This is a genomic window from Streptomyces sp. NEAU-YJ-81 (genome assembly GCF_017592595.1).
Lineage (GTDB): Bacteria > Actinomycetota > Actinomycetes > Streptomycetales > Streptomycetaceae > Streptomyces > Streptomyces hygroscopicus_B.
Map to the genome: position 1 here is coordinate 64,322 of NZ_JAGFNO010000008.1, position 22,815 is coordinate 87,136.

General features: G+C 70.4%; 21 protein-coding genes. 12 read left to right on the forward strand and 9 right to left on the reverse strand.

From position 1 onward, the window contains the following. Positions 1 to 52 precede the first annotated feature (52 nt). The 3 genes from J5X86_RS19705 to J5X86_RS19715 form a co-directional block, all read right to left on the reverse strand. Complete coding sequence (locus tag J5X86_RS19705; protein WP_243980872.1) at positions 53 to 1,345, reverse strand: MFS transporter; 1,293 nt, start codon at positions 1,343 to 1,345, stop codon at positions 53 to 55. Positions 1,346 to 1,698: 353 nt separating this feature from the next. Then, positions 1,699 to 2,451 (reverse strand): SDR family NAD(P)-dependent oxidoreductase, encoded by a 753-nt coding sequence (locus J5X86_RS19710; protein ID WP_208518089.1) that lies wholly within the window; start codon positions 2,449 to 2,451, stop codon positions 1,699 to 1,701. Further along, on the reverse strand, positions 2,448 to 2,765 hold the full coding sequence (locus J5X86_RS19715) for a hypothetical protein (RefSeq protein ID WP_208518090.1): 318 nt from the start codon (positions 2,763 to 2,765) through the stop codon (positions 2,448 to 2,450). The genes J5X86_RS19710 and J5X86_RS19715 overlap by 4 nt, the downstream gene beginning before the upstream one ends. A gap of 70 nt (positions 2,766 to 2,835) precedes the next feature. Between J5X86_RS19715 and J5X86_RS19720 the strand changes: the two genes are divergently transcribed. The 3 genes from J5X86_RS19720 to J5X86_RS19730 all read left to right on the forward strand — a co-directional run bounded on the left by J5X86_RS19720 (position 2,836) and on the right by J5X86_RS19730 (position 4,368). Beyond that, on the forward strand, positions 2,836 to 3,741 hold the full coding sequence (locus tag J5X86_RS19720) for a LysR family transcriptional regulator (protein ID WP_208518091.1): 906 nt from the start codon (positions 2,836 to 2,838) through the stop codon (positions 3,739 to 3,741). A gap of 91 nt (positions 3,742 to 3,832) precedes the next feature. Next, complete coding sequence (locus tag J5X86_RS19725; RefSeq protein ID WP_208518092.1) at positions 3,833 to 4,117, forward strand: type II toxin-antitoxin system Phd/YefM family antitoxin; 285 nt, start codon at positions 3,833 to 3,835, stop codon at positions 4,115 to 4,117. Then, positions 4,114 to 4,368, forward strand: a complete 255-nt coding sequence (locus tag J5X86_RS19730) for a Txe/YoeB family addiction module toxin (RefSeq protein ID WP_137967268.1) — start codon at positions 4,114 to 4,116, stop codon at positions 4,366 to 4,368. The genes J5X86_RS19725 and J5X86_RS19730 overlap by 4 nt, the downstream gene beginning before the upstream one ends. Positions 4,369 to 4,608: 240 nt before the next feature. Here J5X86_RS19730 and J5X86_RS19735 read toward each other — a convergent pair whose 3' ends face one another. After that, positions 4,609 to 5,190 carry a Uma2 family endonuclease gene (locus J5X86_RS19735; protein ID WP_208518093.1) on the reverse strand — a complete coding sequence of 194 codons (582 nt, stop codon included), beginning with the start codon at positions 5,188 to 5,190 and terminating at the stop codon, positions 4,609 to 4,611. 52 nt (positions 5,191 to 5,242) lie between these two features. After that, entirely contained in the window at positions 5,243 to 6,709 is a 1,467-nt protein-coding gene (locus tag J5X86_RS19740) for a M1 family metallopeptidase (protein ID WP_208518094.1), read from the reverse strand. 132 nt (positions 6,710 to 6,841) lie between these two features. On the opposite strand from J5X86_RS19740, the gene J5X86_RS19745 reads away from it, so the two are divergent. The 8 genes from J5X86_RS19745 to J5X86_RS19775 all read left to right on the forward strand — a co-directional run bounded on the left by J5X86_RS19745 (position 6,842) and on the right by J5X86_RS19775 (position 16,094). Further along, positions 6,842 to 7,087: a hypothetical protein gene (locus J5X86_RS19745; protein ID WP_208518095.1), complete on the forward strand. Its 246-nt coding sequence runs from the start codon at positions 6,842 to 6,844 to the stop codon at positions 7,085 to 7,087. A 30-nt stretch (positions 7,088 to 7,117) separates the two neighbouring features. Then, positions 7,118 to 7,240 carry a hypothetical protein gene (locus tag J5X86_RS51995; RefSeq protein ID WP_279595294.1) on the forward strand — a complete coding sequence of 41 codons (123 nt, stop codon included), beginning with the start codon at positions 7,118 to 7,120 and terminating at the stop codon, positions 7,238 to 7,240. A 242-nt stretch (positions 7,241 to 7,482) separates the two neighbouring features. Then, on the forward strand, positions 7,483 to 8,235 hold the full coding sequence (locus J5X86_RS19750) for a GntR family transcriptional regulator (protein WP_208518096.1): 753 nt from the start codon (positions 7,483 to 7,485) through the stop codon (positions 8,233 to 8,235). A gap of 222 nt (positions 8,236 to 8,457) precedes the next feature. Then, on the forward strand, positions 8,458 to 10,194 hold the full coding sequence (locus J5X86_RS19755) for a cytosine permease (RefSeq protein ID WP_208518097.1): 1,737 nt from the start codon (positions 8,458 to 8,460) through the stop codon (positions 10,192 to 10,194). Positions 10,195 to 10,360: 166 nt separating this feature from the next. After that, positions 10,361 to 12,073, forward strand: coding sequence for an APC family permease (locus J5X86_RS19760; protein ID WP_243980873.1), 1,713 nt, complete (start codon positions 10,361 to 10,363; stop codon positions 12,071 to 12,073). A gap of 174 nt (positions 12,074 to 12,247) precedes the next feature. Beyond that, complete coding sequence (locus J5X86_RS19765; RefSeq protein ID WP_078643335.1) at positions 12,248 to 12,433, forward strand: SPOR domain-containing protein; 186 nt, start codon at positions 12,248 to 12,250, stop codon at positions 12,431 to 12,433. A 280-nt stretch (positions 12,434 to 12,713) separates the two neighbouring features. After that, positions 12,714 to 13,154 (forward strand): (deoxy)nucleoside triphosphate pyrophosphohydrolase, encoded by a 441-nt coding sequence (locus J5X86_RS19770; RefSeq protein ID WP_208518099.1) that lies wholly within the window; start codon positions 12,714 to 12,716, stop codon positions 13,152 to 13,154. A 246-nt stretch (positions 13,155 to 13,400) separates the two neighbouring features. Beyond that, positions 13,401 to 16,094 (forward strand): SpoIIE family protein phosphatase, encoded by a 2,694-nt coding sequence (locus J5X86_RS19775; RefSeq protein WP_208518100.1) that lies wholly within the window; start codon positions 13,401 to 13,403, stop codon positions 16,092 to 16,094. A gap of 67 nt (positions 16,095 to 16,161) precedes the next feature. Here J5X86_RS19775 and J5X86_RS19780 read toward each other — a convergent pair whose 3' ends face one another. From J5X86_RS19780 to J5X86_RS19795, 4 genes are all read right to left on the reverse strand, one after another. Further along, on the reverse strand, positions 16,162 to 16,932 hold the full coding sequence (locus J5X86_RS19780; protein ID WP_208518101.1) for a succinate dehydrogenase/fumarate reductase iron-sulfur subunit: 771 nt from the start codon (positions 16,930 to 16,932) through the stop codon (positions 16,162 to 16,164). Then, on the reverse strand, positions 16,929 to 18,884 hold the full coding sequence (locus J5X86_RS19785; RefSeq protein ID WP_208518102.1) for a fumarate reductase/succinate dehydrogenase flavoprotein subunit: 1,956 nt from the start codon (positions 18,882 to 18,884) through the stop codon (positions 16,929 to 16,931). Before J5X86_RS19785 ends, J5X86_RS19780 begins: the two co-directional genes overlap by 4 nt. Positions 18,885 to 18,899: 15 nt before the next feature. Continuing rightward, positions 18,900 to 19,751: a hypothetical protein gene (locus tag J5X86_RS19790; RefSeq protein ID WP_078643342.1), complete on the reverse strand. Its 852-nt coding sequence runs from the start codon at positions 19,749 to 19,751 to the stop codon at positions 18,900 to 18,902. Positions 19,752 to 19,826: 75 nt separating this feature from the next. Next, positions 19,827 to 20,111 carry a hypothetical protein gene (locus J5X86_RS19795; RefSeq protein WP_078643343.1) on the reverse strand — a complete coding sequence of 95 codons (285 nt, stop codon included), beginning with the start codon at positions 20,109 to 20,111 and terminating at the stop codon, positions 19,827 to 19,829. Between the two features lie 307 nt (positions 20,112 to 20,418). Between J5X86_RS19795 and J5X86_RS19800 the strand changes: the two genes are divergently transcribed. Then, positions 20,419 to 22,575 (forward strand): ABC transporter family substrate-binding protein, encoded by a 2,157-nt coding sequence (locus J5X86_RS19800; RefSeq protein ID WP_208518103.1) that lies wholly within the window; start codon positions 20,419 to 20,421, stop codon positions 22,573 to 22,575. Positions 22,576 to 22,815: the final 240 nt, after the last annotated feature.

Here is a 22,815-nt window from a genome sequence, read left to right on the forward strand (position 1 = left end):
GGGCGTCTGCCGGCCCGTGCGCTGTCCGCGGAGACCAGCGGACGAGGCGGCGTCAGGGACGCAGCGAAGCCTTGATGGCGCGGCGCGGGTGTGGGACGGCCCTGGTCGTGGGGGTTCGTCCGCCGGCGGCCTGGGCGAGGGCCGCGCCGAGGACGGCGGGGACGGCGAAGAGGATGAAGTTCCACCGGGGTGCCAGGTCGGCCGCGAGGAGCCAGCCGCCGAGCGTGGGGCCGGCGATCGCGCCGATGCGGCCCACCCCGAGCGCGACACCCACCGCGCTGGCCCGCGCTGTCACCGGATAGGTGCGAGAGATGTACACATTGAGCAGTCCCTGGACCCCGACCGCGCCGCAGCCGCCGAGGATCACGATGCCGTAGAGCACCGGCAGCGGCAGTTGGGCGCTCATGCCGACGATCGCGGCGGCTCCGAGGGCGAAACTGGCGGTGACCGCTCCCTTCGATCCGGCACGGTCGGCCAGCAGCGCCATGGCGAGTCCGCCGACGGTGGCGCCGAGATTCAGCAGGATGAGGAAGGTCTGCGAGGATCGCAGCGGATAGTCCGCGGTCCTCATCAGCTCCGGCAGCCAGGTGTTCATGCCGAAGATGAGCAGGAACGAAAGGGCCGCCATGGCGCAGAACAGCAGTGTGGTGGTGAGGTAGGGCGGCCTCAGCACCAGCCGTACACCGCGGCTGCCGGGGGCCGGGGCCGACATGCTCACCGCCTGCTGGTACTCCGTGGACTCGGGCAGCCAGGCGTACGCCATGGGCAGTACGAGCAGCCCGGCGAGCCCGCCGACCAGGTACTCCGCATGAAAACTGTGCCCGCTCAGCAATGTATTGGCGGCGAAGGCCGCGAACGCGCCGCCGATGGGCGTCCCGCACTGCACGATCCCCGAGTACAGATTCTTCCGTCTGTCAGGAGCGAGTTCGAAAATCAGCGGGGCCATCGCCGGGTAGATCGCACCGGCGCCGAGTCCGACGACGAAACGGCCCGCACCGAACAGGGACGGGAGGGGTGCCGCTGCGCAGGCGAACATCCCGGCGCTGACGAGCGCGGCACTGACCAGGGTCGTACGGCGCCGGCCGAACCGGTCGGTGAACTGGCCGACCAGCAGGGAGCCGACGAGCATACCGATGGGCGTGAGACTGCCCAGCAGGCCGACCATGGCGACCGTGAGGTCCCAGGGCCGGTAGTCGAGCAGCAGCGGTGTGGTCGCGCCGAAGGCGACGAGATCGAAGCCTTCCAGTGTCATCACCGCCAGGCCGACGGCGAGTGTGGTGCCGGTCGGCGTGGGCAGGCTGCGGGGCGGTTTCCCGCCCGTGCGGGGGAACGCGGGTGTGCTCAAGGATCCGATTCCGTTCTTACCGCCTCTCACCCGGGCGCTGCGCCGCTGATCACGGCCATGCGCGGAACGGCGGAGGTACGTCGGTGCGGCCCGCCGGGGTGGGCCGGGTCAGGGGAGGGGCTCGTTCGTGGGGTCCGGGCAGGGTGGGTTGGGCCGTGCCCGGTGGGGCGCGGGGTACGGCACGGGATCCCCGCACCCCTCCCACTGAGTGCCGGGGCCCGAGCGCGATCCGCCGGCTCGGGCCCCGACGGCCCCCTCCGCACCCGGCTCCTCAGGAGCGCGGGCGACGGAGAGGGCGGGGGCGGGGGCCACGTGACCTCAGGAGGGCCTAGTACCCGTGCGCGGCGGGTTCGTCAGGCCCGCCGTCCGCCGTCGACCGACAGTGCGATGCCGGTGATGTAGGACGCCGCGTCCGAGCAGAGCCAGACGGCGGCGGCCGCGGCCTCCTCCGGGTTGGCCATCCGGCCGAGCGGCGTGATCGCCTCCTGCATGGCGATCAGGTCGGTACCGGCCGCCACCCGCTCGAACCCGGGAGTGCGGGTCGGGCCGGGGCAGACGGCGTTGACCCGGATGCCGTCCGGCGCGTAGTCGACCGCGGCGACCTTGGTGAGCCCGACGATGCCGTGCTTGGCGGCCACGTAGGCGGGGGCGGTCGGGATCGCGTACAAGCCGCCGTTGGAGGCGATGTTGACGATCGCGCCGCCCTGGCGGCGGCGCAGTGCGGGCAGTTCGTACTTCATGCACAGGAAGGTCCCGGCCAGGTTGACATGCACCACGCGCTCGAACTCGTCCAGTGTCATCTGCTCGAGCTGCCGGTGATGGGAGTCCAGGCCGGCGTTGTTCACGGCGAAGTCGAGGCCCCCGTACTCCGCGACCGTACGCTCGACGGCCGCCCGCACGGAGTGTTCGTCGCCGATATCGACGGGGAGGGCCAGTGCCTCCCCACCGTCCTCCCTGATCATCTCGACGGTCTCGGCGGCCGTGCTCTCGTTGATGTCGAGCACGGCGACCGCGGCGCCGCACCGGGCGAACTCCAGCGCCGCCGCGCGGCCGATCCCGCTGCCCGCGCCGGTGATCAGTCCCGCTTTCCGGGACGCGGCGCTCATGCCAGCGGCTCGTGGTTGGCCCAGGCGACCTTGTACGGGTGCCGCGACTGCCAGTGGTGGATGACCTCGTGCAGGGCGGGCGCGGCGAACCCCTTCGCCAGAGCGTCGGTGTCGGCCACGGCGAACTGCACGATCGCGGTCGCGATCAGCGCGGGAATGGCCTCCTCCCCGGGGACGGGAATGTGGCGGCGGGCTACGACCGACTGCGCGAGACCGGTGTCGAGCATGGCCCGTTCGATATCCCCGAGGTATTGGTCGAGTTCCGCGTCAGGCAGAGGCTGATCGAAGGAAACGATCATCGTGTGCTGGATCATGTGGCAATTCTTGCGACCGTATGCCACAAGTGTCCAAGATCAGTATGGAATTCAGCGATAACCTACAGGCATGGTTGAACTGGAGACCCGCGAGCTCGAGTACTTCATCGCAGTCGCCGACGAGCTGCACTTTGGCCGGGCCGCCGCCCGGCTCTCGATCGCCCAGCCGGCGCTGTCGAAGGCGATCCGACGGATCGAGACCCGGCTCGGCGTGCCGCTATTCCTCCGCTCCAGCCGGCACGTCGAGCTCACACCGGCCGGGGAAGCGTTGCAGGAGCACGGACGGCACGCGCTCAACGCGGTCGCCGCCGCCGTCCGCAGCGCCCGGCGCGCCGTCGACACCCAGGCCCACCTGCGGCTCGTACTCAAGCCCGGGGGCGACGCCGGCCTGCTCTCCGGGATCCTGGCCGAGTACGCCAACCAGCCCGATGCCCGCCGGGTGGACGTCCTGTTCAGCGGCCCCGCCGACCGCACCGACTTCCTGCTCGACGGCCGGGCCGACGTCGGTCTGCTCTACGTACCGTTCGACGATCTCGCCGGCCTGGACCACGAGACGCTCCACGCCGAGGAGCGGGTGGCCATCGTCCCCTCCGCGCACCGCCTGGCCGGGCTCGCTGCGGTGCGGATGGCCGACCTGGAGGGTGAGACACTGCCGCGCTGGAAGGGTGTGCCCGGGGGCGACGGCACCGGTCCGGAGGTCGCCGACGTGGTCCAACTGCTCCAGATGATCAAAGTGGGCCGGATGATCGGGGTGCTTCCCCGGTCACTCGTCGAGCCGCTCCCGCCCGGCCTGGTCGGTGTACCGGTGTCCGACGCCCCGCTCAGCCGCCTCGTGCTCGCCTGGAACGAACAGGACCGCCGCCCGCTGCTCGCCTCGTTCGTGGCGGCGGCGCTGAGGGTTTCTCCCGGAATGGCCGGCATGGTCGGGGCCGATGCGTCAGGGGCGTCCTTGGCGTCGGGCCGAGGGGGCATCTGAGCCCCCTTACGGGCATGCCGCCATCGTGCTGGGACGGTGCCGGGATAGGAGTGGTACGTTATTCAGTACCACTGTCGGGAAGGGGTAGGTCATGTCCATAACTGCGAGCGAAGCCCGCAAGGCTCTCTTTCCGCTGATCAAGAAGGTCAACGACGATCACGAGGCAATCGAGATCGTGTCCAAGCATGGCAACGCCGTGCTTGTCTCGGCCGAGGACTACGCGGCGCTGCGCGAGGGCTCGTACCTGTTGCGCTCGCCTGCGAACGCACGACGACTGCTCAAGGCGTACGAGAACGCGCTGGGCAACATCAACGTGTCGGAGCGCGAGCTGATCGACCCCGACTCGCCGGATGCGACCGGTGAGGGTGGCGCGTGAGGCTTGTCTTCGAGGATCAGGGCTGGGAGGACTACACGTCCTGGCTCAAGAACGATCGCAAGATGCTGGCTCGGATCAACAGGCTCATCGAGGACGTCAAGCGCGACCCCTTCGCGGGGATCGGCAAGCCTGAGCCGCTCAAGTACCACTTGCCCGGAGCGTGGTCGAGGCGGATCGACGACGAGCACCGCTTGGTCTACCTGGTCACGGACAAGGAGATCGTGATCCTCGCGGCTCGCTATCACTACTGACTGGAGTCCCGACCGAGCCGGTCGTAGGGATCGTGATGGACGACCCAGGGAGCACCAGAGCCTGCGGACTCCCGCAGGCGACCGGGTGACGACGAGAGCCTCCCGCAGTCGGCTGCGGCTTGTCACCATCGACACCGAACCGAGGTGGCCCTGACTCGTTGCAATGTGCGACGGCGATCCGCTGACGCGCGAAGGGGGCCGGACTGTGTGGTCCGGCCCCTTCGGATTCCCTTCGATTCCTCAGCTGCTTTGGTTCGGTAGAAGCTCGCTCAGCTCGATCTTGACCTTGAACGGGACGGGCCGCTCCAGTGTCTGCCGGAAGATTCCGGCGGGTGCGTAGGCACCGGTCGGCCCGTCGAGCTCGTATACGTGTACGACGGGCGTGCCGTTTTCTTCCTCCACACACCAGTAGTGCCGGATCCCCGCCTCCGCGTACTTGCGCAGCTTGACCGTGCGGTCGCGGTGCGCGGACTCGGGCGAGACGACCTCCACCACCAGCTGTACGTCCTCCGGGGCGTACCAGGTGCGATCGGGATCGAACGGTTTCGTGGTCACCAGGAGATCGGGTTCCGGGCGATTGCGGGCGTCGAGCCGTATGGTCATCTCACGTTCGATGTCGAAGCCGTCTGCCGCCTGCTCCATCAGCGTGGTGGTCAGGGCAGTGACGAGACGGCCATGCCATGACCGCTGGGGCGACATCATGAAAACGAGAGCTCCGTCGATCAGCTCAGTGTGGCGCGGCGCCTCTGGGAGGCGGTCCAGGTCCTCCGCGAACCAGCCTTCCGCGCGCGGTGGGCGCATCCAGTCGGGCAGTGCGGTCATGGCTCAACGGTAGCGGTTTCGGGCGACGGAGGAGCGCCACCTTCCCCTGCCGTCACGGCTTCTTCGGCTTGCCCTTGTCGTACAGCCAGACGTCGAAGAGGCGGGTCAGGTCCTTGCCGGACTTGCCTTCGCACAGCTCGATGAACTGCTTCGTGTCCGCGTTGCCGTGCCGGTGGTCCTTCAGCCACGTGCGGAGGATGGAGAAGAAGGTCTTGTCGCCGACGGCCCGGCGGAGCTGGTGCAGCACCATCGCGCCGCGGCCGTAGACGGGCGGGTCGGAGACGCTGGCGACGCTCGGGGGATCGGCGGGCGGGAAGTCCCAGATGCCCTCGCTCTCGTCGTCGGTGCCGTCGTAGAAGTCGTCGAAGATCTGCTGGGCGGTGCGGCCGTCGTGGTCCTCCTCCCACAGCCACTCGGCGTAGGTCGCGAAGCCCTCGTTGAGCCACATGTCCTTCCAGACCCGGGGGGTGACCGAATCGCCGAACCACTGGTGGGCGAGCTCGTGCACGACGAGCGTCTTGTCCGGGGCCGCGTCGAAGTACGGCTTGGTCTGGGTCTCCAGGGCGTAGCCGAGGCCTGGGAGGTGGTCGACGACCGCGCCGGTGGAGGAGAAGGGGTACGGGCCGAAGGTGCGGCTCTCCCAGGTGATGACGTCGTCGACCTGGTCGGCGATGCGCTTCGCGCGGTCGGCCTCGGTGGGGTCGACGGCGACGTGGACCGGCAGGCCCTTGCCGGTGGTCGTGGTGCGGACGTCGAAGCGGCCGATGGCGACGGTGGCCAGATAGCTCGCCATGGGCTCGCCCGTGTGCCACCGGAAGGTGGTGTGGCGGTCGCGGGTCTGCCGGCCCTTCAGCTCTCCGTTGGAGACGGCGGTGTAGCCCTCGGGAACAGTGACGTCGATGTCGTAGGCGGCCTTGTCGGAGGGGTGGTGGTTGCCGGGGAACCAGGCCATGGAGCCGGTCGGCTCGCCGAGCGCCACGGCGCCGTCGTCGGTGCGGATCCATCCCTCCTTCCCGGTGTCCTCGCCGGTGAGGGTCTTCGGCTTGCCGTCGTAGACGACGGTGGCCGTGAAGGCGCGGCCCTTGGGGAGGGCTGAGGCGGGGGTGAGGACCAGCTCGGTGCCGCTGCGGGCGGCCTTGGCGGGGCGGCCGTTCACCGTGGCCTTACGGACGCGCAGCCCGGCGAGGTCGAGGTGGAAGGAGCGCAGGGCCCGGTCCGCGCGGGCGGTGATCCGGGCGGTGCCCTTCAGGTGACGGGAGGCGGGGGTGTAGTCGAGTGCCAGGCGGTAGCTCCGCACGTCGTAGCCGCCGTTGCCGAGCCGGGGGAAGAGCGCGTCGCCGACCCCCGCGGTGCCCGCACCGGCGCCGGACGCCCCGGCCGCGCCCTGCGCCCCGGAGCCACCGGTGCAGCCCGCGACGCACAGCGCCATGAACAGCACGCCGGGCAGCACCCGCGAGATGCGGCGAACGGTCCTGGGTGCCACGCGGTGGGGCTCCCAGGCGAGCGGTTCGTCGTCCATCGCGGTCCCTACGCTTCGGCGGCTGCTGCTCAGGAGAGTAGCTGGCACCGGGGCCCGCCCGGCGGAGATCCGGAGCCCGCCCGGCGGCCATCAGGACCAGCCCCGCGCCGCCTCCACGATCAGTCTTCCGATGTGCCCCGGCTCCGGCGCGGCGACGACCTGGGCCCTGGCTTCCTGGAGGCCGCCGTCGGGGTCAAGCGCGAGGACCCGGAGCAGGTGGTCGCGTACACCCGCGAGGCGCTCCACCTGGCGCGAGAATTCTCCTCCGGCTATGTCGCCCATAGACTCCAAGCCCTGCGTTCGGAGTTCGGCCCACTCGCTCGTGAGAGGCGTATCGCGGATCTGGACGCCGAGATCAAGGCACTGAGTGTGATGTGACGGAGGGGATGGATATGTCGCAGACCGAAGGTGCGCCTGACGCGTGAGCAGAAGGGCGGCTTCGTCGCGACGTGCTGGATCGCGCAGATGTATCAGCACTTCGAGGATCCGAAGCCGGGGTACGTGGCCGACTGGGCTGAACTCCCCGACTAGCAGCAGGAGACGGACGCGGACATCTTCGAGGCGATCGAGAAGAGCGTGAGCTGACGGGGCGAGAGCGCGTCGCGGTTGCAAAGGGCGGGGCGGGGGCCGGGGTTGGGCAGCTCAGCGGGCTTTGGGCGAGTTAAACGTCTCTGAGCTGCAGTTCACCACTTCTAGTGAAGCTATGGCCTTGAGTTGCAATCGACAACGCTGGGTTGCCAAGCTGTGGCTGACTGTCAACCCAGGGAGTGCACGTGGCCTTTGGTGACCAGCCCGCATACCTCCGCGTCGCCGACGATCTGCGGAAGAAGATCGCCGGGGGTGAGCTGCCACCGCATGCGCGTCTCCCCTCTCAGGCCAGGATCCGGGAGGAGTACGGGGTTTCGGACACCGTCGCCCTCGAGGCCCGCAAGGTGCTGATGGCCGAGGGGCTGGTCGAGGGGCGGTCGGGGTCGGGGACGTATGTGCGGGCCCAGCCGGTGCCGCGGCGGGTGGTGCGGGGTGGGTTTCATACCGCTGGGGAGGCCACGCCGTTCCGGCAGGAGCAGGCCGATGAGCGGGTCATCGGGAGCTGGGACGCCCACAGTGAGCAGGAGGAGGCCGGGGCGGAGATCGCCGGGCGGCTGGGGATCGACGTGGGGGAGCGGGTGATGCGCACCCGCTATGTGTTCCAGTCGCAGGGGGAGGCGGTCATGCTCTCCACCTCCTGGGAGCCGTTCGCCGTCACCGGCCGTACGCCCGTGATGCTGCCCGAGGAGGGTCCGTTGGCCGGGCGCGGGGTCGTCGACCGGATGGCCGCCCTCGATCTGGTGGTGGACAACGTGGCGGAGGAGGTCGGCGCGCGCCCCGGCCGGGCCGAGGAGGTGCTGGCGCTCGGCGGGGTGCCGGGGCACTGGGTGCTGGTCACCTCGCGTACGTACTTCGCGGGCGGCCGTCCGGTCGAGACCGCCGATGTGGTGGTGCTCGCCGAGCGCTATCGGGTCGCCTATCGGCTGCCGGTGAAGTGATTCTTCGTTCGGCCCGTGGGTGCTCGGCGTCTCCGTCACCGTTCGCCGCTCCCGCCGGCGCTCACCGATAGTCGGGCGGTCCGCCCCGGCGCGTCTTACCGCGAATTAACCGCCTCCCCGCCGCCGTAACGGTCCGGCAATGCCGCACCGCCGCCGCCCGTCACCTGCGGCTTCTAGCTTCCTGGGGCTAACGGAACGGCCCGAGCGACAGGGGAAGCCGGTATGACGGATACGGTCGATGCGGTCGGCACGGTCGATACGGCCGCACCCGAGGCGGGAGCGTCCGCGGCAGCGGCCTCGCGGCGTGGCTACGCCCGGCTCGCGGCGGACGAGAGCCGCGAGGACTACTCGCTGCGCTACGCACCCCACTCCTACCGCCGCTGGTCGCCGACCATGGTCGCCTCGACGGCGCTCGGCGGGATCGCCTATCTCGCGGACTTCGCCATCGGCGCGTCCATCGTCTTCACCTACGGCTTCACCAGCGGTATCGCCTCGATCCTCACCGCGGCGACGATCATCTTCCTGACCGGTATCCCCATCGCCCGCGCCTGTGCGACCTACGGCCTGGACATGGACCTGATCACCCGCGGTGCCGGATTCGGCTACTTCGGCTCGACGCTGACCTCGCTGATCTACGCCAGCTTCACCTTCATCTTCTTCGCGCTGGAGGGCTCGATCATGGCGCAGGCCATGCATCAGGCTCTCCATATCCCGCTGCCGGTCGGCTATCTGCTGACCACCCTCATCGTGATCCCGATCGTCTTCCGCGGCATGGGCGCGCTCGCCAAGGTGCAGGCGTGGACCCAGCCGGTCTGGCTGATCGGGCTCGCCCTGCCGTTCGTGGCGCTGGCCTTCGAAGCGCCGGACTCCTGGGGCGCGTTCGCCTCCTTCGGCGGGACCGAGGGCGCGGGCTCCGGTTTCGACTGGATCGGATACGGCCTGGGCACGGGCGTCGCGCTCTCACTGATCGCGCAGATCGGTGAGCAGGCCGACTATCTGCGGTTCATGCCCGCGAAGACCGAGGAGAACCGGCGGCGCTGGAATCTGGCGGTCCTGGCCGCCGGCCCCGGCTGGGTGGTCATCGGCGCGGCCAAGCAGATCGGCGGCGCCTTCCTCGCGTTCGTGGCACTGGGCGCGGTCGGCAAGACCCATGCGCTGGAGCCCATCGCCCCGCAGATCGAGGCGCTGAAGCCCTGGCTGGGCTCGGTCGCGCTGCCCGCCGCCGCGCTCTTCGTGGTGGTGTCCCAGATCAAGATCAATGTGACCAACGCCTACAGCGGCTCGCTGTCCTGGTCCAACTTCTTCTCCCGGGTCACCCACCGCCACCCGGGCCGGGTCTGGTACATCTTCCTCAACCTCGCCATCGCGCTGGCGCTGATGGAGATGAACATGTTCGCGGCGCTCAACAAGCTGCTGGGCTTCTACTCCAACGTCGGCATCGCCTGGATCGCCGCCGTCGCCGCCGATCTGGTCATCAACAAGCCGCTCGGGCTGAGCCCGAAGTACATCGAGTTCAAGCGGGCGTATCTGCATCCGGTGAACCCCGCCGGATTCGGTGCGATGGTGATCGCCTCGACGGTCTCGATCGTCGCCTTCTTCGGGGCCTTCGGGGAGGTGGCCGAGGCGTTCTCGACCTTCATCGCCTGCGGTCTGGCGCTGGTGCTCTGCCCGCTGCTGGCCTGGCTCACCGGGGGCCGCTACTACCTGGCCCGGCAGAACCCGGTGAACGGGCCCGGTGCCGAGGTCCCGGACATCACCGCCACCCACCTCTGCGCCTCGTGCGAGACGGCGTACGAGCTGCCGGACATCGCCGACTGCCCGGTGCGGGCGGGGGCCGTCTGCTCGCTGTGCTGCTCACTGGACGCCGAGTGCGGTGATGTCTGCCGTAAGGCGCCCACGGGCGAGCCGGTGCTGATGCCGCTCCCCAGTGTGCGTACGGGCCCGACCACCGGCACCTGATCGTGGACCCCGCCCACGGCTCCTGAGCCCCGGCCCCGCTCACGGCTCCTGCGCCCGGTTCCCGCCACCGGAGCCCGAGCGCGGTTCCAGCGTCCGCTGTTGCAAAACTCACATCGGCGCAGGTGAAAGGGGTTACTGGAAGGTGATCATCCATTTCGCTCTTACGATGGTCCGGTTTGTGTCCGGTCGTCGGGGGGCGAAGGGAGTGCCAGGAACGTTGAGCACGGAGCAGGGTTCCCACTCGCATTATCGAAGGTCACTCGGACCGGTGGCCCTCACCGCCGTGGGTCTCGGGTCGATCATTGGCTCCGGCTGGCTCTTCGGCGCCGAGCGCGCCGCCGCGCTGGCCGGGCCCGCCGCCATCCTGGCCTGGGTGATCGGCGCCGCCGTCGCCCTGACCATCGCCCTGACCTACTCCGAGCTGGGTTCGATGTTCCCCAAGGCCGGCGGCATGGTCCGGTACGGCCAGTACTCCCACGGCTCGCTGGCCGGATATCTGGCCGCCTGGGCCAACTGGATCGCCATCGTCTCGGTGATCCCCGGTGAGGCCACCGCCTCCGTGCAGTACATGAGCTCCTGGGACTTCGGCTGGGCCAAGGCGCTGTACGACGGGAAGGAGCTGACCGGCAGCGGTGTCGCGCTCGCGTCCGTGCTGCTGCTCTTCTACTTCTTCCTCAACTGGTTCGCGATCACGCTCTTCGCGAAGACCAACACCGCGATCACCGTCTTCAAGGTGGTCGTGCCGACTCTGACCGCCGGGGCCCTGCTGCTGTCGCACTTCGACACCGGCAATGTCACCGGCCACGGTGGCTTCACCCCCAATGGCTGGAGCTCCGTGTTCACCGCGGTCGCCGTCTCCGGCATCGTCTGGGCCTACAACGGCTTCCAGTCCCCGCTCAACATGGCCGGTGAGGCCCGTAACCCCGGGAAGTCGCTGCCCAAGGCCGTCATCAGCTCGATCCTCATCTCGCTGGTGATCTACGTCGCCCTGCAGATCGCCTTCCTGACCGCCGTCCCCGCCGCGGATCTGCGGCACGGCGGCTGGTCCGGGCTCTCCTTCAACTCCCCGCTCGCCGATCTGTCCCTGGCCTGGGGCCTGAACTGGCTGGCGATGCTGCTGTACGCCGACGCCTTCATCTCCCCGTCCGGCACCGGCATGATCTACGCGGCCACCACCTCCCGCATGATCCAGGGCGTCCAGGAGAACGGCCATCTGCCGGGCATCTTCGGCAAGGTCGACCCCAAGACCGGCATTCCGCGCCCGGCGCTGCTGCTCAACCTGGGGATCGCCTTCATCTTCCTCGCGGTCTTCCGCGGCTGGGGCTCGCTGGCCGAGATTGTCTCCGTCGCGACCGTGATCTCGTACATCACCGGTCCGGTCGCCGTGATGTCGCTGCGCCGCCTCTCCCCGGACCTGCCGCGCCCGGTGAAGCTGCGCGCGATGCCGGTGATCGCGCCGATCGCGATGGTCTTCGGTTCGCTGGTGCTGTACTGGGCCCGCTGGCCGCTCACCGGCAAGGTCATCTTCATCATGGCGATCGGGCTGCCGATCTGGGCCTGGTACGAGCTGCGCAAGCCGTGGGCACAGCTTCGGCCGCATCTGGCCGCCGGTGCCTGGATGGTCACGTATCTGCTGGTCATGGCGGCGGTGTCGTGGGCCGGTGGCAAGGAGTTCGGTGGCCGCGGCTATCTGCCGGGTGGCTGGGACATCCTGGTCGTCGCCCTGATCGGGCTGGCCTTCTACGTCTGGGGCGTACGCAGCGCATGGCGTAATCCGACGCTGCTGGAGGCCGAGCGCGAGCTGGGCACCGCCCCGGCCGGTGAGGACAGTGAGGACAGTGAGGACGACGACCGGGCGAAGGCCGACGCGCGCGTGTGAGGCATACGTCTGAGGACATACAACTGAGACATGGCCGGATGAGTGCCTCGTTGTAAGAACACGTATCCGCTGCGTGAAGGTAGGGCGTAGGCTCGGGCATATGCGGATCGGGATTTCCTTCATGGTGTCGCGGGGGCGTACGCCCGGGCGGGCCACAGCGGAGAGGGCGGGGAGATGAGTGACGGGAACGCTGTGCTGCCCTGGCTCGTGATCCGCCAGGACACCAACGGCAACCGCTACCGCGTCGGGCGCTACGCCACGAGGACGGAGGCCCAGGAGGTGGCCGACCGCCTGGAGGGCCAGGGCCAGGAGCAGTTGTACGTGGTCGAGCGGACCGCCGCGACCCGTCAGTCCGGCTAGGCCGTCAGTCCGGCCGGCTGGTCGGACCAGTTGGCCCGCGGGAATCGGCTCGGCCGGCAAGAACCGGGCCCGCCCGCAGGATTCGGGTCAGCCCGTAAGGATCCGGCCAGCCCCCGAATGGGGTCAGCCCGCAGGAATCCGGTCAGTCTTCCCGGAATTGGGCCGGCCCACAGGAATCCGGCCCGTCCGCAGGAATACGTACATCTTCCCGGGCCCCGGGGCGTCCGCCTCGGGGCCCTGGTGTGTATCGGCGCAGGCCAGGCAGGCTAAGGTGCGGCGCATGAGCGTGCGTGTGGTGGTGGGTGGAGCGGTGTTCGACCGGGGGCGGCTGCTGGCCGCGCGGCGCAGCGCCCCGCCCGAGCTCGCGGGCCGCTGGGAGCTGCCCGGCGGCAAGGCCGAGCCCGGGGAGACCCCGCCGCAGACGCTCGTCCGCGAACTGCGCGAGGAGCTCGGGGTCGAGGTCGAGCCGCTCGAACCGCTGCCGGGGGAGTGGCCCTTGAAGCCCGGCTATGTGCTGCGGGTGTGGACCGCGGCCCTGCGTTCCGGTGAGCCGCGCCCGCTGGAGGACCACGACGAGCTGCGCTGGCTTCCCCCGGACCGGGTGGACGAGGTCGACTGGCTGGACGAGGACCGCCCCGCGGTGGCCGAGGCGGCCCGCCGGCTGCGCGCGGCCGAGGGCGCCGAGCAGGGCGCCGAGGGCGCCCCTCCGCGTACCCCTTGAGACCGTCCCGCGCGGGGCCTGTTCGAGGTCTCGTACAGGGAGAATCCATGGGGTTCGAGCCGCCTCCACCTGGTTAGGAGTGAGGGGGAGCGCTGATCATGAGCGCTTCACCAAAAGCCGGGACGGAAACCGATGGCGGGCTGAGATAGTGCTGTGATCGTGAAGACCGTACTCGGGATGGCCGATGTGCTGGATACTCGGCTATCTGGAGCCGGTCGGAGCACCTGAGCCGGAGGGGACGGGCGCATGAGCGAGAAGCCAGCGGGGGCTGATATCCCCGAGGAGACGGTTGGTTCGCAGGTGTCGCCGGTGTCACAAGGGTCTTCGGTGCCGGACATGTCGCCCATGTCCTCGATGTCGGCGGTGTGGCAGAGCAGCCCGCCCGGCTCGATCTATGACTACATCCAGGTCGCTTCCTTCGCGCTGGGTTCCGACGGCCGGATCGCGCAGTGGAGCGAACGGGCCGCGGAACTACTGGGGCTGACGGCGCGTCAGGCCATCGGCAAGGATCCGGTGGAGGCGTTCGTACCGCCCGAATACCAGGAGACCGGCCACCGCGCGGTCGCCGACATCCTGGACGGCCGGGAGTGGACCGGGCTGGTCCCCTACCGTAGCCCCCGGGCGCCGAGCGGACATGGCATCGCCGAGGTCTATGTGATGCCCGCTCAGGATGAGGACGGGAAGCGGGCCGCGCTCTGTATCGCGGTGGACGTCAGTGCGTTGCGCGGGCTGGAAACCGATCTTGCTTCTTCACAGGCCGTTTTCGGTCAATCTCCGCTCGGTTTCTTCCTCTTCGGGACCGATCTGCGGATGCTCCGGGTCAATGAGCGTTTTGCGAAGGTTTTCGGCCGCCCCGCCGAGGAATACCGCGGGGTGACCCCGCACGATCTGCTGCCGCGCGGCGAGGCCGACCGGCTGGCCGCCGCCCTGCGCCAGGTCCTGGACTCCGGGCAGGCGCTGACCGATATGCCGCTCATGGGCCAGACCCCGGGCAGCACCGACCGCCGCCGCTGGTCGGTCTCGCTCTACCGGCTGCACAGCGGCTCCGGCCGCCCCATCGGCATCGCCGGACTGGCCACGGACGTCACCGGCCGCCGCCGCGCCGAACAGGAGGCCGCGGGCGTACGGCGCAATCTGGCGCTGCTGAACGAGGCGGGGGCTCGAATAGGCACCTCGCTCGATCTGGAGACCACCGCCCGGGAGCTGCTGGACGTGGCCGTGCCGCAGTTCTGCGACCTGGCCTCCGTCGACCTCTACCAGGGGCTGCTCTCCGGCGACGAGACCCCGCCCGGACTCGCCGACGGCAGCGCCGAGTTGCGCCGCGTCGCCTTCGCCAGCGCGGTCTCCGACGGCCCGGTCGCCTTCGGCGACATCTGCCGCGTCAACACCGCCGAGGACCCCAAGCCCATCCAGGTCGGCGAGGTCCACCGCTACCCCTTCAACTCCCTGTGCGCCCACGCCCTGCGCACCGCCCAGGTGCGGGTCGTCCCCGGCCGGGACGGCAGTGAGAGCCTGGAGTTCGGCGCCATGCTGCAGTCCACCCTCGTGGTGCCGATGGTCGCCCGCGACACCGTCGTGGGCCTGGCCCAGTTCTCCCGTACCAAGGGCAGCGAGCCCTTCGGCGAACGGGACCGCGCGCTCGCCGTCGAGCTGGCCGCCCGCGCCGCCGTCAGCATCGACAACGCCCGGTTGTACCGCAGAGAACATGAACGCGCGCTGATACTGCAGCGCAGCCTGCTCCCGCCCGGCGACCCGGAGGCCGCCGGGCTCGACATCGCCTGCCGCTATCTGCCGGGGAACGCGGCGACCGAGGTGGGCGGCGACTGGTTCGACGTGATCGAGCTGCCCGGCCACCGCACCGCGCTGGTGGTCGGCGACGTGATGGGGCGGGGGCTGCGCGCCGCCGTGGCCATGGGCGAACTGCGCACCGCCGTACGCACCCTCGCCCTGCTCGACCTGGAGCCCGCCGAGGTGCTCTCCGCGCTGGACGAGATCGCCCTCGGTCTCGGCACACCGGGCGGCTCGCACGCCGGCGCGCGGCCGGGATCGCGCGCCCGTGGCAGTAAGGCCGACGACTCCTCCGACCTGACCGAGGTCTACCTCGCCACCTGCGTCTACGCCGTCTACGACCCGGTCACCCGCCGCTGTACCTTCGCCAACGCCGGACATCCGCCCCCCGTCCTGGTGGAACCGGGTGAGAACGCCCTGCTGATGGAGGTCCCGCCCGGCATGCCGCTCGGCGTCGGCGGCGAGCCGTTCGAGGAGATCGAGGTCGAGCTCCCGGACGGCGCGCTGCTGGCCCTCTACACGGACGGTCTGGTCGAGTCCCGCGACCACACCCTCGACGAGGGACTCCAGGCCCTGCGCGCGGCCCTCGACACCCCTGACGGCGCCGACGGCGGGAACGCCGCGGCCGGATCCCTCGAGGACGTCTGCGACCACGTCCTGAGCACCCTCGACACCCACCACGGCGAGGACGACATCGCCCTGCTGATGGCCCGGGTGCAGGGCCTGTCGGCCGAGTCGGTCGGCGACTGGCACCTTCCCAGCGCCCCGCAGTCCGTGGGCCGGGCCCGCGAACTGGCCCGGGAGCAGCTCGAGTCCTGGGGTCTGGACGGTCTGGTGGACACCACCGAGCTCCTGGTCAGCGAGCTGGTGACCAACGCCCTGCGGTACGGCGAGGGCGAGATCAGGCTGCGGCTGCTGCTGGACCGCACGCTGGTGTGCGAGGTCTGGGACGGCGGTCTGGTCCAGCCCCGGCGGCGGCGCGCCCGGGACACCGACGAGGGCGGGCGCGGGCTGCAGCTGGTCGGGCTGCTCAGCGCGGGCTGGGGGAGCCGCAGGACCCCGCTCGGCAAGACCGTCTGGTTCGAGCTGGCCCTGCCGGACGGCCGGTCCTCGGGGCCGGACTCGGTGGAGGCGCTGCTCAGCCTCTGGTGATAGCGGCGGGCCGGGCGCGGTCATGGCAGCGGGCCCGCCATCGGCGGGCCCGCGACACGAAGGGGAGCTACTGCCCCCGGCGCCGGATCTTGTTGCCGAGCCAGACCAGCGGATCGTACTTACGGTCCACCGCCCGCTCCTTGAGCGGGATCAGCGCATTGTCGGTGATCTTGATCTCCTCGGGGCAGACCTCCGTACAGCACTTGGTGATGTTGCAGTAGCCCAGTCCGTGCTCCTCCTGGGCGGTGCGCTTGCGGTCCAGCCCGGTGTCGGCCGCCGCGTCCAGCGGATGCATGTCCAGCTCCGCGACCCGCATCAGGAACCGCGGCCCGGCGAACGCCTCCTTGTTCTCCTCGAAGTCCCGCACCACATGGCAGGTGTCCTGGCACAGGAAGCATTCGATGCACTTGCGGAACTCCTGCGACCGCCCCACGTCCTCCTGCCACATCCGGTACTCGCCCGGCCCCACCCCCTCCGGGGGGACGAAGGACGGCACCTCGCGGGCCTTGGTGTAGTTGAACGACACGTCCGTCACCAGATCCCGCACCACCGGGAAGGCCCGCAGCGGGGTGATGGTGATCGTCTCGGCCCGGTCGAACACCGACATCCGGGTCATGCACAGCAGCCGGGGGCGGCCGTTGACCTCGGCGCTGCACGAACCGCATTTGCCCGCCTTGCAGTTCCAGCGGACCGCCAGATCGGGGGCCTGGGTCGCCTGCAGCCGGTGGACGATGTCGAGCACGACCTCGCCGTCGTTGACCTCGACGTGGAAGTCCTTCAGACCGCCGCCGTCCTGGTCGCCCCGCCACACCCGGAAGTGGGCCTCGTACGCACTCACTGGGTCAGCTCCTCGTCCGTCAGGTACTTCACCAGCTCGTCCTTCTCGAACAGGTTCAGCAGATCGGGCCGGATCGGCGGCATCTCGCGCCGCTCCAGCCGGATCTGGCCGTGTCCGGTGTCGGGTGCCGCCAGCCCGCCCGAGGGGTCGGAGAGCCGGCAGACCAGATTGCGCCGCCGCCATTCGCGGTCCATCTCCGGGCAGTCGTCGCGGGTGTGCCCGCCACGGCTCTCGGTCCGCTCCAGCGCGGCACGGGCCACGCACTCGCTGACCAGCAGCATGTTGCGCAGATCGATCGCCAGATGCCAGCCGGGGTTGAACTGCCGGTGCCCCTCGACCCCGGCGCGGCGCGCCCGGACCCGCAGACTGGCCAGCCGGTGCAGCGCCTCCTCCATCTCCCCGGCCTTCCGGATGATCCCCACCAGGTCGTTCATCGACTGCTGCAGCTCCTGGTGGAGGGTGTACGGGTTCTCCGGCGGCCCGGCCGGACCCGCGCTCTCGTCCGGCTCACCGGCCTCGGCGCTGAACGGGCGCAGCGCCTCGGCCGCCGCCAGGTCCAGCTGGGTCTCGTCCGGTACCGGACGGGTGCCCGAGGCCGCGGTCTCCTGGGCGTAGCGGGCCGCGTGGAGCCCGGCGCGGCGCCCGAAGACCAGCAGATCGGAGAGGGAGTTGCCGCCGAGCCGGTTGGAGCCGTGCATTCCGCCTGCGACCTCGCCCGCGGCGAACAGACCGGGCACCCCGGTCGCGGCCGCGGTGTCCGGGTCGACGTCCACCCCGCCCATCACGTAGTGACAGGTCGGGCCCACCTCCATGGGCTCGGCGGTGATGTCGACGTCCGCGAGCTCCTTGAACTGGTGGTGCATGGACGGCAGCCGCCGCTTGATGACCTCGGCGGGCATCCGGGTGGACACATCGAGGAAGACCCCGCCGTGCGGGGAGCCCCGGCCCGCCTTCACCTCGGCGTTGATGGCGCGGGCCACCTCGTCGCGGGGGAGCAGCTCGGGCGGGCGGCGGTTGTGGTCCGGATCCTCGTACCAGCGGTCGGCCTCGCCCTCGGACTGCGCGTACTTCTCCTTGAAGACGTCCGGAATGTAGTCGAACATGAAGCGCTTGCCCTCGCTGTTGCGCAGCACCCCGCCGTCGCCGCGCACCGACTCGGTGACCAGGATCCCCTTCACCGAGGGCGGCCAGACCATACCGGTCGGATGGAACTGCACGAACTCCATGTTGATCAGCGGGGCGCCCGCGAGCAGCGCCAGCGCGTGGCCGTCGCCGGTGTACTCCCAGGAGTTGGAGGTCACCTTGAAGGACTTGCCGATACCGCCGGTGGCCAGCACCACGGCCGGGGCCTCCAGCGCGAAGAAGCGCCCCGACTCGCGCTCGTAGCCGAAGACACCGGCGACCCGGTCGCCGTCCTTGACGATCCGGGTGACCGTGCACTCCTGGAAGACCTTCAGCCGGGACTCGTAGTCGCCGGTCGCGGCCTTGTCCTCCTGCTGCAGGGAGACGATCTTCTGCTGGAGGGTGCGGATCAGCTCCAGGCCGGTGCGGTCCCCGACATGGGCGAGGCGGGGGTACTCATGGCCGCCGAAGTTCCGCTGGGAGATCTTGCCCTCCGGGGTGCGGTCGAAGAGCGCGCCCCAGGTCTCCAGCTCCCAGACCCGGTCCGGGGCCTCCTGGGCGTGCAGCTCGGCCATCCGCCAGTGGTTGAGGAACTTGCCCCCGCGCATGGTGTCGCGGAAGTGCACCTGCCAGTTGTCGCGCTCGTTGACATTGCCCATGCTGGCGGCGATGCCGCCCTCGGCCATCACGGTATGGGCCTTGCCGAACAGCGACTTGCAGATGACGGCGCAGCGCATGCCCTGCTCGCGGGCCTCGATCGCGGCCCGCAGCCCGGCGCCGCCCGCGCCGATCACGACCACGTCCCACGCCTGCCGCTCGACTTGCGTCATCGATGAGCACCTCTCCTAGAAAAAGCGGGGATCGTCGAAGGCACCGCTCGCCACCAGATAGACGTAGAAGTCCGCGACGGCGACGCTGATGAGAGAGGCCCAGGCCAGCTGCATATGGCGGGCGTTGAGCCCGCTCACCCAGCCCCAGAGCCGATAGCGCACCGGGTGCCGGGAGAAGTGCTTCATCCGGCCGCCGACGATATGGCGGCAGGAGTGGCAGGAGAGGGTGTACGCCCAGATCAGCGCGATGTTGGCGAGCAGCACCAGGGTGCCCAGGCCCATATGGCCCCAGCGTCCGTGCTCGTCTCGGAAGCCGAGCACGGTGTCATAGGTGAGGATCCCCGCGACGATCACCGCGAAGTAGAAGAAGTAGCGGTGGATGTTCTGCAGGATCAGCGGGAAGCGGGTCTCGCCGGTGTACTTGGCGCGCGGCTCGGCGACGGCGCAGGCGGGCGGCGAGGCCCAGAAGCCCCGGTAATACGCCTTGCGGTAGTAGTAGCAGGTGAGCCGGAACCCCAGCGGGAAGATCAGGATCAGCAGCGCGGGGGACAGACCCCACCACGCGCCGAAGATCTCCCAGTTGGCGCCGCCCTTCATGGGCACGCAGTTCTGGGCGACGCAGGGCGAGTAGAAGGGGGAGACATACGGCTCTGCGTAGTAGTCGTCCCCGGCGAAGGCCCGCCAGGTGGAGTAGACGATGAACGCGAACAGTCCGGCGGCGGTGATCGCCGGGGAGAGCCACCAGCGGTCGCTGCGCAGATGACGGGCGGGGATGGCGGCGCGTGACGCGCCGTGCACGCCGTGCGGGGCCGTCCCGCCGCCTGCGGGCGCGGGTGTGGTGGCTTGGGGGTCGGTGCCTGTGGCCAAGGGGAACTCCGCGGTGGAGTGGTATGGGGGGACGATGGGGGGCGCCCCGACGACGGGAGGCGCGCCGGGCCGTCCCTAGGGCGCGTGGCGATCGCGCGCGCCGAGGCCCTCGTCGTCGACGTCCGACCACAGCGCACTGTTGTACGGCGCGTCGGGGACCGGAACCATCTCGGGGCGTGGTCGCTCCTCGGGCGCGGTCTCGCGCAGGAGGGCGAGGCTCTCGCGGAGGTGGTCCGCGTCGGTGCGGACACGGCGTATCTCCAGCCCGCCGGCGCCCACCCGCTGCTCCAGCCGGGAGACGGAACGGACCAGGTCATCGAGACAGCGCTGGACGGCCGTCAAGTCGTCGGTCAAGGACATGACTTGCCCTCACTTCCGCGGTTGCGGTTGGCGACGCTCATGCGACAGCGAGTGTTACGCGCCACGGTCGTGGTTGTGAAGGGATCTGTCGGGATTGGCGGCGCCACCGGCGCGATTCCGCCGCCGCGCGCCGGAGTGCGCGCCCGCCGCATTGATCCGGTCGGGTGATCCTTTCCCCTCATGGCCGTCTCCATGGCCTTCTCGGCGTGCTGTCCCATAAACCGTCGCTTTGAGTGAGGACTATATGCGATCAGCGTCACACTATGCCAAATGCGCATATATCCGTCACCCTGCGGAGGTACGAGCCATGCCCCTCACCAAGCGCCGCCGCGCCATGCTGCTCGCCGCGGGGGTGATGCTGCCGCTGCCCGTACTGACCGGCTGCAGCTCGGACGACGACGGCCCGCCGCCGCCCGCCGCCTGGGACATCGCCTCCGCGCCGCGCAGCGCGACCACCGGTACCGGCACCCTGCGCTGGGCCCTGGACGCGGCACCCAGCACCCTCAACGCGTTTCAGAAGACCGCGGACACGGGCACCCAGCGGATCGCGGGCGCCGTGCTGCCCTCCCTCTACACCCTCGACGCCCGGGGCAGGCCCCAGCGCAACGGCGACTATCTGACCGCCGCCGACGTCACCTCGTCCGACCCCAAGCAGGTCGTGGTCTACAAGCTCAACCCCAAGGCGGTGTGGAGCGACGGCCGCCCGATCGGCGCGGAGGACTTCCAGGCCCAGTGGCGGGCGCTGCGCGGCACCGACGAGGCGTACGGGACGGCGCGCAACGCCGGATACGACCGGATCGCCAAGATCGAACCCGGGGACAAGGAACACGAGGTCAAGGTCACCTTCGCCAAGCCGTACACCGACTGGCGCTCGCTGTTCACCCCGCTGTACCCGAAGAGCGTGATGGGCAACCCGGCGGTCTTCACCGCACCGGCCGCCAAGGGGCTCGCGGTCGGCGCCGGGCCCTTCATGGTCCGCGAGGTCTCGGACGGCTCCGTCACCCTGGTCCGCAACCCCCGCTGGTGGGGCGACCGGGCGCGGCTGAGCGGGGTGGTCTTCCAGGCGGTGCCGGCGGAGAAGCGGGCCGAAGCCCTGATCGCCGGGCAGCTCGATCTGGCCGAGGTGGACCGGGCCACCGCCCGGCGCATCCGGGCCACCGCCCCGGACAAGCGGGCCGCGGGCACCAAGCAGGGCTCCTCGGCCCCGGGCAAGGCGGGCGCGCCGGAGCCGTCCACCGGCGGCCGGGAGGCGGCCGGAGCCGAGGGAGGGGCCGAGGGACGGGCCACTGGCGACACCGACAAGAACCGGTCGCAGACCCGGGCGCTGAGCAGGTTCACCCTGCGCAAGGCCCTGGACTCCGCCTACACCCAGCTCGCCCTCAACGGCACCAAGGGCCCGCTCGCCGATGAGCGGGTGCGCCGCGCGGTGGCCCGCGCGATCGACCGGAAGGCCCTGGCGAAGCTGGTGCTGAAGCCGATGGGGCTGCCGTCCGAGCCGCTCGGCAACCATCTGCTCATGGCGGGCCAGCCGGGCTACAAGGACCACAGCGGCGCCCTCGGAGACAAGGACACCAACGCCGCGCAGTCGCTGCTGGCGGACGCGGGCTGGCGGGCGGGCGACGCCGGCCGGCAGAAGGCGCTCGACGGCAAGACGGACGACCGGGGCAGGCGGCACAGCGTCCCGACCGCCACCGCCACCGCCACCGCCACCGCCACGGACCCGGCCACCGACGGTGCCACTGCCACGGACCCGGCCACCGACGGCTCCACGGGCACGGACCCCGCCACCGACAGCGCCTCCGGAAGTGCGTCCCAGAGCGCCTCCGGCACTGCCTCCGCCTCCGCCTCCGCCACCAACTCCGAGCGCCCCTCCGACGCCGCCCCTGCGGCCGGTGACGCCGGGCGGTCCGGACGGCTCGGGGAGGCGGCCGTCGTACGGAAGAAGGGACGGCCGCTGGTGCTGCGCTTCGTCCTCCCCGACGACCGGACCGCCGCCCCGCTGAGCACGGTCGGCGAGCGCATCGCGCGGATGCTGGAGAAGATCGGCGTCCGGACCGAGATCACCAAGGTCCCGGGCGAGAGCTACTTCCGGGACCACATCGCCACCGGCGACTACGACCTGGCCCTCTACTCCTGGCCCGCCTCCGCCTACCCGGCCACCGACGGCCGCCCCATCTACGCCAAGCCGCAGCCCGCCGCCGACGGCTCCCTGGTCGTCGAGCAGAACTACACCCGGGTGGGCACCGACCAGATCGACCAGTTCTTCGACCAGGCGCTCTCCGAGCTGGACGGCGGTGCCTCCCGTTCCCTGGTCAGCCGCGCTGACTCCCGGATCTGGGCGGCGGCCGGATCGATTCCGCTGTATCAGCGCCCCCAGTTGATCGCGATGCGCAAGGGCCTGGTCAACGCGGGTGCCTTCGGCTTCGCCACCCCCCGCTACCAGGACATCGGCTTCCGCCGCTAGGGGGAGTCCGGCGGGTCTTGGCGCCTGCGGCGGGCTGCTCCCCTCCCCGCCCCTTCCCGAAACCGGGGCTCCGCCCCAGACCCCGGACCGGGGCTCCGCCCCAGGACCCCGGGGTCTGGGGCGAAGCCCCTGGTATCGGGAAGGGGCGGGGAGGGGAAAGATCCGGCGGGGACGGGCTGCGGCATCCGTCTCCGCGCCGTCCCCGTACCATGGGGGTGAGGCCGAGGCGTGATCAGCCCG